General features: G+C 40.4%; 6 protein-coding genes. 1 reads left to right on the forward strand and 5 read right to left on the reverse strand.

All coding sequences use genetic code 11. The features are described 5' to 3' along the window. The first annotated feature begins 353 nt into the window (after positions 1-353). Positions 354-2,702 (forward strand): winged helix-turn-helix domain-containing protein, encoded by a 2,349-nt coding sequence (locus tag CXF81_RS03820; RefSeq protein WP_101180059.1) that lies wholly within the window; start codon positions 354-356, stop codon positions 2,700-2,702. On the opposite strand, the gene CXF81_RS03825 is transcribed toward CXF81_RS03820, so the two are convergent. The 5 genes from CXF81_RS03825 to CXF81_RS03845 all read right to left on the reverse strand — a co-directional run bounded on the left by CXF81_RS03825 (position 2,680) and on the right by CXF81_RS03845 (position 11,743). Next, complete coding sequence (locus tag CXF81_RS03825) at positions 2,680-5,820, reverse strand: error-prone DNA polymerase (RefSeq protein WP_101180060.1); 3,141 nt, start codon at positions 5,818-5,820, stop codon at positions 2,680-2,682. The two genes, CXF81_RS03820 and CXF81_RS03825, sit on opposite strands and share 23 nt — an antisense overlap. Further along, the gene (locus CXF81_RS03830; RefSeq protein WP_101180061.1) at positions 5,804-7,273 is read right to left on the reverse strand and encodes a DNA polymerase Y family protein; all 1,470 of its coding nucleotides are present in this window, start codon (positions 7,271-7,273) and stop codon (positions 5,804-5,806) included. Before CXF81_RS03830 ends, CXF81_RS03825 begins: the two co-directional genes overlap by 17 nt. Positions 7,274-7,286: 13 nt before the next feature. Next, positions 7,287-7,979 carry a translesion DNA synthesis-associated protein ImuA gene (gene imuA, locus CXF81_RS03835; RefSeq protein ID WP_101180128.1) on the reverse strand — a complete coding sequence of 231 codons (693 nt, stop codon included), beginning with the start codon at positions 7,977-7,979 and terminating at the stop codon, positions 7,287-7,289. A 353-nt stretch (positions 7,980-8,332) separates the two neighbouring features. Beyond that, a complete protein-coding gene (locus CXF81_RS03840) occupies positions 8,333-9,742 on the reverse strand; it encodes a YdgA family protein (RefSeq protein ID WP_101180062.1) in 1,410 nt (469 codons plus the stop codon). A 192-nt stretch (positions 9,743-9,934) separates the two neighbouring features. After that, positions 9,935-11,743 (reverse strand): DUF885 family protein, encoded by a 1,809-nt coding sequence (locus CXF81_RS03845; RefSeq protein ID WP_101180063.1) that lies wholly within the window; start codon positions 11,741-11,743, stop codon positions 9,935-9,937. Positions 11,744-11,821: the final 78 nt, after the last annotated feature.

The raw sequence follows: 11,821 nt of genomic DNA on the forward strand, positions 1-11,821 counted from the left end.
CTTTAATAACAAAATCTATTAAACCGCTGCATGCTGTTACGCGTAATGGTTAAGCGTTTTTACTACACTATCCTATTTGAATGAGTCACTATCTCTTTTAACTGCACCTGTGAGCAGCTTTGGTTGACCAATAAAAGGCATAAAGGTGTGAAAAAGTGATTAATTAAATACTTTTTTCGATCTTCAATTCAACACACCAGCGACAATTAATTTCACAGTAATGGATTTTTCCGATAGTCATATTGATGATTTAATCACCGATATTGAAAATTTAAAGATATTATGGCATTCTCTCTATCCCCCGTTTTATATGCGTTCGATCTCTGTTCACAAAAAGTCATATAGGAAGTTAAGTGCAAGATTCTTTACTACAATACTTTGGTGAGAGTGAAATTTCTTTTGACCATTTTGTTATTAAAACGCCTTCCGGGTCGGTCCTTAAAGACACAAAGCCAGTCAGGTTAGAGCCCCAAGTTTTTACCTTTCTACTATTACTCATTCGACATAAAGATCACATTGTTAGTCGAGATGAAATAATCGCACAGGTTTGGATGGGCAAAAAAGCAAGCGATGATGCAATTCGTTCTCTGGTTAAAAAGTTAAGAATAGCATTAGGTGATAACGCAAGAGCCCCTAAGTTTCTTAAGACTGTTCCGCTGCAAGGATATTTGTTCATCATGCCGGTGCACATTGAATTTAATCAATCCAATTGGTGGCAATCAAAATATGTCATGTATGGCACTTCTGCAGTGGCAATTATCTCAATTACTCTCTTGCTTCAGGCTAAGTTTGGTACATTTAACCGAAATGAAAACAAGCCAAAACGAGACGTCCTCGTTTCTACAATCACCCAAATGAAAGGTGCAGAAGTAAGCCCTTACTTATCAAAAAATGAGCGACTACTGTTTTCTCATCGAGGGATAAACGACACGTCTTTACAACTATATGTGAAAGACCTTAATGCGGTAGTTTCAAAGCGAGTGACTTGGGACTCAGCAGATTATGTAGAGGGTATTTTTTCTTCTGATGCAAGTCAGGCGATCGTTAAGCGAAAAGACGGTAATGAAGAGTCACTTATACTATTTAATTTTGACGCCAATTTTAACGTAGTGGACTTCCAAGAAATCAAACTAGATAACGCAATATTGTCGCAGCGCATTAACGCTATTTCTTATTCTCAAGATGACAATAACCTATACCTTTTTGATGAGGCAAACACAAACGATGCATTTACATCCAGTGCCTTGCTAAATAGCGACTCGACAAATACCACGGATGTATTGTTGTCACCAGTCGACAACGTTGAAAATGAAGCTGAACTCAGCGACGACTCATATACAGCGTATACTGAGGTCATCGACCAAAATGTGAATATTCAAGTCCAAGCAATTAACTTTGGGCTAATTCGTTACAATATAGAATCAACACAGTCTGTGGTGTTAGCATTCCCAGTGCCCAAAGGCTCTCGTGTTATTGATGCTAAGGAATCTGCTGATGGCGAATTTCTTGGAGTGTTAATTCGCGATGCAAACCACGCTGACATATACATTCAAGAATTAAACTCTAAAGAAACCAAATTGGTCAAACGAGTTCCTTGGCTTTCCAATAGCCTAGTGTGGGCAGCGGACAACAGTTCAATTACATTTTCAACCGAAGGCGGTGAGTTATTAAATCTTAATATCGCTAAGCAGCGCTTATACAGTTGGGGAGAATTACCAGTTAAGGCCAGTGAAGTGGTCAGTCAGTGCGGTGAGTATTGTTTTGTAATAAAGGAAAGAGAGGCTGACTTAATAAATATTGTTGAACGCCCGTTTGTGTTCAACAGTCAAGCCTATATAAGTACAAACCAATTTTCATTAACCTCGAATGACCGTTTCCCTCAGTATTTTGGACAAACAACCGGAATTTATTTTTTATCTCTTTGCGACAACGTATTAGCGATTAAACGCTACGTCGACGGTAAAGGTGTGGAGTCAATCTATGAGCTACCAAGAACCAGTGATATTAACTCGTTGGTATTGAGTCCAAATGAAAACTTATTTGCTGGTGAACTCGATGGCAGGATATTTTTGTATAACCTAAACATGAGAACGTTTATGTTCCTAACTTCCACTGCCAGCAAAAATACCAACCCAGTGTGGATTACCGACGATATAGTATTGTATCAACAAGCCCAAAGTGAGGGTTCAGTGATATACGCTCATGACGTTGTGTCTAATAAAGTGAAGGTGCAAGCCAAGGGACTGCAGTTTATTAAACCGGTAGGTAAAAATCAGTGGCTGTTAGTAGATGAAAAATCCCAAGGCTATCTTTATAAAAGCAGTTCAAGTGAATCCGATGTACGTAAATCAGAGTCTGAATTACCTGTATTTTCTCCCGATTTACTACATGAAAATATGAAGTTTGCTGACCTAGATTCGATAAGTAGCAGTGGTTTTCATGTTCTTAACGATGGCCTATTTTTTATTAGCCATCATAACGGTCTTTATCTTATGAATAGAGTGGCACTCGATACTGGGGAGCTTGAAAGTCGTGATTTAGGGCGACAATCAGTGTTACCTCAATTTGATATTCACCCCAATATGCAAAAAATGTTGTTGGTCGAATCGTCATTAGCACAAAGTAATTTGCTTAAGGTAGACGGACTCACTCTCACCACTCGCCAGATCAATCAGGTGGTTACCGAAACTCCCTCGTTTTAGTGTCTAATTGCGCAAGCAGGTGAGTTTGGTCAATCAGCCTGCCTGCAATAATATGTATTACATCGCCATCACCCCGCTCCAAAATACCCTTTATTTGTAGTATTTTAGCATTCATATAAGCCTTCTTTTGTTCCCTCGCAGACGATTGCCACACTACAACATTAATATTCCCTGTATGATCTTCTAAGGTAATAAATGTGACTCCTGCAGCGGTGCCAGGGCTTTGTTTACCGGTCACAACACCAACCACACTGACTAGCGTTTGATGCGGTACAGTGGCCAAAGTATTCGCCAAATAAAACTTGGGTAACAAATTCGCCTGGCTAAGTAAGGCAATAGGATGTAAGTCGATAGAAAGGCCTGTACTGGCATAGTCTTCAACTAAATTATCAAATAATGAGGGCTGTTTTGCATAGCTGTCATTAGCGCTAGTATGCTGTGCAAACAAAGGTAATTCCATAACTGAATCCATTAATTCCCATCGAGCTTGATAACGGTTATCTGCCATACTTGAAAAGGCATTCGCACTGGCTAGCGCCTGTAAACAAGGAGAAGGGATCGCTAACTGACGTATCTGGTCAATGCTTTGATAACCACCTACCGGTCGGTATTTAACGACGGTGTTTATTGACTCGGACTTGAGCCCTTTAATTAGACGTAAGCCCATTCGAATAGATAAACCTGTGTTATCTTCAAGTTCAGTAGCGCTCTTAATACTGGGCATTGAGCGTTGTAAACTATGGTCATAATTTGACTTGTTGACACAAAAACCAAGTACTTTCACGTGATGTTGTTTGGCGTCTTGAATAATCTGCGAGGCGGAATAAAACCCCATGGGTAAACTGTTAAGCAAACCAACATAAAAGGCCTCCGGATAATAATGTTTCAACCAAGCTGACACATAAGCAAGTACCGCAAATGATGCGGAATGTGACTCCGGAAATCCATATTCACCGAAACCACAAATTTGCTCAAAAAGGCGCATAGCGTAATCATGGCTATAACCTCTTTGTGTCATACCGTCGGTAAGCTTCTGTTTGAATTTATAAAGGTCTCCGTTTTTCTTCCAGCTAGCCATCGCTCTTCTCAATCCATCGGCTTCACCACCGGTAAAGCCGGCAGCGACCATTGCTAGTTGAATAACTTGTTCTTGAAAGATGGGAACGCCCATTGTGCGCTCGAGTATTTTTTGAACTTCGGGTGAAGGGTATTCAACGTGTTCTTTGCCATCCCTGCGCCGCAAATAGGGGTGCACCATGTCGCCTTGAATAGGACCTGGTCTAACAATTGCTATTTGTACCACTAAATCATAATATTTTTTAGGTTTGAGGCGCGGTAACATACTCATTTGTGCACGTGATTCGATTTGAAAAACGCCAACAGTGTCCGCTTTTTGGATTTGTTTAAATACTTGAGGGTCGTCCGGTAGAGCGGTAATAAAGGGAATATTGTAGTCATGCTGATAATACTGCTTTATTAAGCTAAAACTTTTGCGAATAGCGGTTAACATGCCTAAGGCTAATACATCTACTTTAAGTAGTTTTAAGGTTTCTAAATCATCCTTATCCCATTGGATCACAGTCCGATCTTGCATTGATGCGTTTTCAATCGGTACCATTTCATACAATGGCCCTGCTGAAATCACGAAGCCACCTACGTGTTGCGATAAATGCCTTGGAAAGCCAATGAGTTGTTCAACTAAGTGAATAAAATGTTTACCACTTTGTGAGTCAGGGTCGATGCCCAGTTCACTCAGTTGTGATTGCCAACTTAGGTCGCGATCGCGACGGTTAACGTTCTTAATAAAATAATCAAGGTCGGTTGTATTCACGCCAAGGACTTTACCCACTTCTCGTAATGCGCTTTTAAAGCGATAACACACAACAGTCGCTGCAATAGCGGTACGTTCACGACCGTATTTTGCGTAAATGTATTGAATCACCTCTTCACGTCGTTCGTGCTCAAAATCGACATCGATATCAGGAGGCTCATTGCGCTCTTTGGAAATGAAACGTTCAAACAATACGCTAATTTGACGCGGGTCTACGGCCGTAATCTCTAAGCAATAACAGACAATAGAATTAGCTGCCGAACCACGTCCTTGATAAAGAATATGTTTTGACTTAGCAAATTGTACAACATCATAAATGGTCAAGAAAAAGTACTCATACGCTTGCTCGTGAATGAGTTTTAGTTCTTTTTCGATGATGTCGCGAATACCTTGGCTAACACCATTTGGAAAGCGTTCTTGAATTCCTTGCTCGACCAATATTCGTAAATATTCTGATGGCGTATATTTGGAAGGCAATATTTCAGCCGGGTATTGGTAGGCTAATTCAGATAAATCAAAAGTACAAAGCTTGGCCACTAATACCGAATTATCTAGCCATTCGGTGGGATATAAATTAGCCAATTTATTCAATGGCCGCAAACAAGCTTCTTTATTAGACAATGCATGACGGCCCAATTCCTTAATTAATTTTCCTTCGCGAATGGCATGCTGGCAATGCTGTAAAGCTTGTCGATTAGGGTCGTGCATGAGTGCACAAGAGGTTGCAACTATTTCTAAATGAAAGTGTTCAGCGAGTGTTTCACAATGACTAATATATTCGTACTCGTTGGCGGTTAACCATCGTTTAATACCCAACCACACACGCCCAGAGTAATGTTTTATTAGCCAGCGGGCCCAATCTTGATCTTTACTTTCATTGCCACAGGGAAGCCAAATACACAAACAGTGTTTAATTGATTTCAAATCCCATTCGCTGAGTTCGTATTCCCCTTTGTTAGCGCGTCGTCGCGCATTAGTGATAATTCTGCAACACTCACTGTATGCTAATTTATTCGGGCACAGGAGTACGATGGTATTACCGTCAAATACGAACTTACTACCAACAATCATCTTAATGGGTAAGTGATGTTGGGATATTTCGGCATAGGCTCGCACAATACCGGCCATTGAACATTCATCCGTTATTGCTATCGCTTTGTATTGCAAAAAATAAGCTTGGCGTACCATTTCTTGAGGATGTGACGCCCCATGTAAGAATGAAAAGTTAGTTTGGCAGACTAATTCGGCAAAGCCAATATGCCGCTTAGGTTTAGATAAAGTAGCCATGCACAAACCAGTTATCGTCGATGGTTCTAAATATCCACATTTGTTGGCCTTGATGACTTTGCGCTAAAAAGTAGTCACGTTGAACCTCGTGATTGTCCCACCAACCTGAAGCGATGCGTTCAGGACCATCAATAATACTTACTTTTGTATTCAGTGGAATGGGTACTCTAAGTAAAAAACCTGGACGATCCAAAAAATGAGGTTTATTAAGGTTATTATTTTTCTGCTGTTTATTGATGGTTTTAGTGAATAACTGAGTGCAGCATTCAGGACGGTAATCATCGTGGTATTGCATTAGTTTCACTTGCTGCTCACCTAGCTTGGCTTTTAATCGCGATAATAAGGTCATGGCTGCAACATGCGTTGACTTTTCACTAAAAAAATCGCTCTCACAACCATCGGCCTGCTCTATTTTGTCGCATCTAATAGTAATGCCGTAGACCCCTGAACTTAGAGCAAGGTGTTCAAAACGCAGTGCGATAATGTCCAGCCAATGTGCACTTTTATAAATAGGCAGAGCGCTGTTGATAACTTGCGTAATAGGTTCATGTTCACGTTGAAATAGAGTGATATTAATGCTCAGCGCCAATCCATTTCGGACCAATAAATAAGCCTCTAATGTATCCAAACATTTTCCAATAACAGGCAGTAATCTGGCCGTGATTTCAAGGTCATACAACAGCTCAAGATAATGTTCATAGCGCTGTGGTGGCTGATAAAAACGTAACTTTGCCGCCGATTCACCGCGTAATTCCGACATAATTTGTAAGCTAAACTTAGACACTCTGCTAGCAAAGGCTGACAAGGGTTGCTCAAATAAATCGGCAATGCTTTTAATGCCGATACGTTGTAGCTTTTCAATGTCCTTTTTATCAATGTCGGTAAGCAACAATGAGCACTCTTGCAATTTTTTATGGATTAGCTTTTTGTTATCAACAACATAGTGCTGTTCGTGCTTAGCAATCAGTTTAGCTACATTCACGGAGTAAGCGCTCGCATAATAAACGTCGTAACTTTGCTTGCTGATAACCTCCATAATGACTTGCCAGTATTGCGCTAACCCCCCATATAAGCGCAACATATTTTGCGCGCGTAAAAACAGACCCGAGGGCTCATCGATGACAATGTCTGAAGTAACCAAGTAAAGTTGATTCGCGAGTTCCTGCAGTGCCTGTATCGCAATAGTTTCTTTATATTCACTGACCACTAAGTGGCTACATATAATACTTGCGCTAGCGAGGCCCATTCCTTTCTTTATACCAAGTTTTTGAGCTTGCGCATTCAATTGTAATACTTGGTTCAATTTTGGATGATAGATGATTTGAGCTGGCGACTCATCAATCTCACGATGTTTATCGCCAGCACTCAGGTGTTCGGCATGTACTTGCTGAATATTGAGTTGCAAATTAGGTAAATATAAATATATCCACAATGAAGAGGTATCAAACTGCATCTGTTCTGGTTACTTAGTTTTTGGCGTTAAATGCAATGACATTGTGCGCAGGTTTAGGTTTTGAGCGATAACGCATGGGCGACCCAAGCTTCGCTTTAAAGGGAACTTTGACGCTGAAAGCGGGTATTGGCCACCCCACCTTTTGTTTATTGACACAAATCTCCAACTGGCTGTTTTTACGTTGGATAGACAATGACAAACTCACTGGTAAATTATCGGCTTGGTGCTTTGCATCGGCGAAGAAAAAGCTCAAGCAGTCACCTTTTAATGCTGCCAGTTCCAGTTTTTTTGCCTGTATTTGCTGTAGCTTCGTTTGCCAAATAAAAACCGCACTACAAGCGCCACTTTTTGCACATTGTTCTGCGCTCCAAAATGCTTGTTCTGGCGTGTCAGCTTGAATAAACAAAACCTGTTCAAGTTCGATACCTTGCGCCATTAAAAATTCTGCATTAAGCAGATATGGTGGTGCAATAAAAGCATATAAACGATTCTCTCGCTGTCTGCTTACAATCGCGGGAACGACTAAACGCATTTCGCCGCATCCCATTACTGAGGTGATATGAATAAGACCAGACTGCGGAAAGCCACCATTGAGAGCGTCATCAAGTTGCTTGTAACCTGTTGCAACACGTTCCTTATGTTGGTCGAGATTAGCGGCAGTCCACACGAGCTGTTTTTTCTGTAAATCATGCAGGAGAGATTTCATTTTTAACCTAATCATTACTAGTTCACATGTATATACGTACAGTATAAATATTTGTGTTTGATGATCAACAAAATGTTTTGCTAACCACACGAAAACCCCATATAAAAAAAGTAACATTATGATTTAATTAACTATTTAGATCTCACAAAGTAGTATCTAAAATAAGCTTAAAAGTGTTTCATTCAAAATTGCTTAAAATTCAGTGATCTCTCTATTCTATTTGGCTAGCACACAAGAATAAACATAAAAAAAGACCAGAGTTAAGTCGATAACTCTGGTCTTTTTTAAAATTTACTTACAACGGCTAACTACAATAGCTACTTATAGGCGCATTACTTTCCCGCTTAACGTAATTAGAAAGGAAGCGGCATCGGATTGCCATTTAGCATTGCTTGACCGTCTTGCATAGTGAAGGTCATTTCATATTCACCATCAACATTAACGGTAATCATGCCTTGCTGAGTAAACATCTCAATCATGCCTTCGACTTGTTCACCAGCAATCGCTTTAATTTCTTCATCCGTCATACCAGCAGCATTAGGATCAGATTGAATTTGGTTAGCAACAAATTGCTCACCAACCCAAAGTGCCATTGCTTTATCCAGTTTTAGATTTGAATCTATAACCGCTTTTGACAGCCAAAATGCAGGATCCTCAAGTGGCTCTGGTAAGCTGTCAACGGCGCTGACTTTTGCCATTACTTTACCTGAGAAATTACCTTCAGCCACTTTGCCAGACATTTCGGTAATGTTGAATTCAGGAGAGGCTTGTAATTGAGGGAGTAATTTAGTTTCAATTATATCTGCAATTGATTGTTCCATCTGTGCTGGCTTTGCTGACGCTTCTTGATATGCTTTAAAGAACGCTCTTTCCAGATTATTTACTTCAGTTTTAACGATTAAATCACGACCAGAAAACTGAGGAGCTTGGATAGATCCAACAGCATAGGTGATATCCATATCCATTAAACTATCGTCTTCACTTTTCTGTGTTTTCACATCAATAAAAAGTTTTTCAAGTTTTGCATTTGTATCCAGCATAGGCATATCAAAATTAATTGAAGCAATTGCTAATTGACTCGCTGAATTATAAAAATCACCTTGCATTGGTGCAGTCCAGTCGCCTTCAAGTGATCCTTCAAAGATCATTGATTGCATTTCAAAACTAACACCTTCAGCACTCACGGTAACTAAATCAATAGCACCAGAATATGCGGCACTCTCAGAAGATGCCGTGCCTTTACCATTCCAGCCACTGAAAGTGATAGCCTCGTCGCCACCATCCTGAGGAATGACAGTAAACTTAGGCATTATATCTTCAAAGCTAACACCACCAAATAAACCGACGCTGCCGGTAACGCTATACAATTTTTCATCTTCAGCATAAGCTAAGAATTCGCGAAATACAGATTGATCAACTTCCGCTTTCCACGCAGACAAACCTAAGCTTAAACCGTTAAGCGTCAGAAATGGGCCATGCTGTACAGTCACATTAATAGTTGCAGACAAGTCTTCAAAAGGCGCAATTTCTGCAGGGTCCAAACCAGATCCAGCAAACATAAGGGGATCAATACCGACATTGATAAGCGCAGAACTTGAGAACCAGTTTGTTTCACGACTCTCAATAGTGGCGATATAACCAGGTGATTTATCTAGGATAGAAACGAAGTTATCTAGTCCTTCATTGATGCCGTTACCAGTGAACTTTGGACCAACAACACCAATTAGGACTATCGCGGCCACTGGAATAATAATTTTTTTCATGTTACATCCTTGTTAGGAATTCGGTGTAAAACAATGAACAGGATTGAATCAAGTTTACTCTAAAATAGTTCAACAGATTAAAGGCCAGCCATCGTTTTGATTTGATTTAACATGTAGCTTACCTGACAAATAATGGCTTTGCGACTATATATCTTTGGCTACACACCGACTTATTATCAGGTAGATATCATTTTAGTTATCTTTTTCCACTGCGCTTTTTTGTTCAATAAAACGTTTAATGTTTTTTTCAAGTACAAATAAAGGAACGGAACCATGCGCTAGCACGGCATCATGAAATTCACGAATATCAAACTTATCACCTAATCTTTCTTCTGCCTCTGCACGCAGCTGTTTAATTTTAATTTCGCCAATTTTGTATGACAATGCTTGTGCAGGCCATGAAATGTATCTGTCGATTTCAGTACGCACGTTATGCTCAGACAATGCGGTGTTTTCTAACATATAATTTAAGGCTTTATCGCGACTCCAGCCAAACATATGCATGCCGGTGTCGACGACTAAGCGACAAGCACGCCACATTTCATAGCTTAAACGACCAAAATTGTCATACGGGTCGTCATACATACCCACTTCTAATCCAAGGTATTCTGAGTATAACCCCCAGCCTTCGCCGAACGCTGAAATGTAGGTTGAACGCCTAACTTCGGGTAGTTCGGTCATTTCCGCAGCTAATGATATCTGCAGGTGATGACCAGGAACGGCTTCATGCAAGGTCAGTGCTGGTAAGGCATATAATGGACGTTTATCGAGTGCATATGTGTTAACCCAATAATAGCCTGGTTGGTCGTCACTGCTAGGGGATATATACCGTCCTGTGGTATATTTAGGTGCGATGCTTTCTGGCACAGGCGCTACACCGTATGGTGTTCGTGGTAGCTTTTTGAATAATTTAGGTAACTGAGCATCCATTTTTTTAGCAATGTATGAGGCTGTAATGATTAAGTCTTCGGGTGTTTGTGCATAAAAACGAGGGTCGGTGCGCAAAAACTCGATGAATTGGTTAATGTTACCGTCAAACTCTAATTCATCAACAATAATCTGCATTTCTGCCCGAATACGTGCCACTTCTGACAAACCTAGTTGGTGGATTTCCTGAGCTGTCATCTCTGTAGTGGTGTAATATTTAATACGGTTTTGATAAAAAGCTTCACCTTCTGGCCAGGTTTTCACCGAAATATCGCGCTTCGCCATTGGAATATAGTCGTTAGTTAAAAAGTCATAAAACTGCTGATAACTCTCACTAACCTTAGCAATTGCGTTTTTGGCAACTTGCAAATTTTGGTCCGTTTTGAACTCGTCAGGCATGTCCGCAAAAGCTTGATAAAAAGGGCTTTCGTTAGGTGTTTCTGCAATAAAAGCGAGTACCGATTCTTCGTAACCTTTTAAGGCCACTTTCGGTTGAACTTGGCCTGCTTGCATACCTTCTTGCATATATAAAATTTGCTGCGAAAAGTGCCCTGGCATTTCGGTTAACAACATCATATAGTCAGCCAGTTGCTGTGCATTGGTAATACGAGCATTGCTAGCTTGGCGACCCAATCCACTATGGAAACCATATTCAGAGGTAATAGGTACCCGGTATTCTTTGAATTTGTGCATATCGACGTAGTTCTGAATACGATATTTTTGCATCAGCAAGGTGATATTTTCAGAGTCAGATAATTGCGTTGAATCAACTGTATCTAAGGCTGTTAAGAAGCTCTGAAATTTTGCTGCTTCAGCGTCCAGAGCCGCTATGCTGATATCTCCCAATGCACGCTTTGTTTTTTGACCTCTGGATTTTGCCATGCCCGGTGAAATTGACAATTCATATTGCCAAATATCATCTATCAGGGTTTGCAGTTGCGTTGAAGTCTGCTTTTGCAACACTTCAACTGTCGCTAACACTGGTTCTGTTATTGGCTGTATTGTTGAGCCGCAAGATCCTACAGACAAGGCCACAGACACCGTCATTGCAATTGAGTAAACTAGCTTTTTCATAGACCGCTCTTATTTTGTTAGTTATTTTTGAAGCTCTAAAGGCTTCCTTGAGTTACCTCTTTGACGCTGTCCAGCTCA

This window comes from Glaciecola sp. 33A (assembly GCF_002836745.1).
Classification (GTDB): Bacteria; Pseudomonadota; Gammaproteobacteria; order Enterobacterales; family Alteromonadaceae; genus Glaciecola.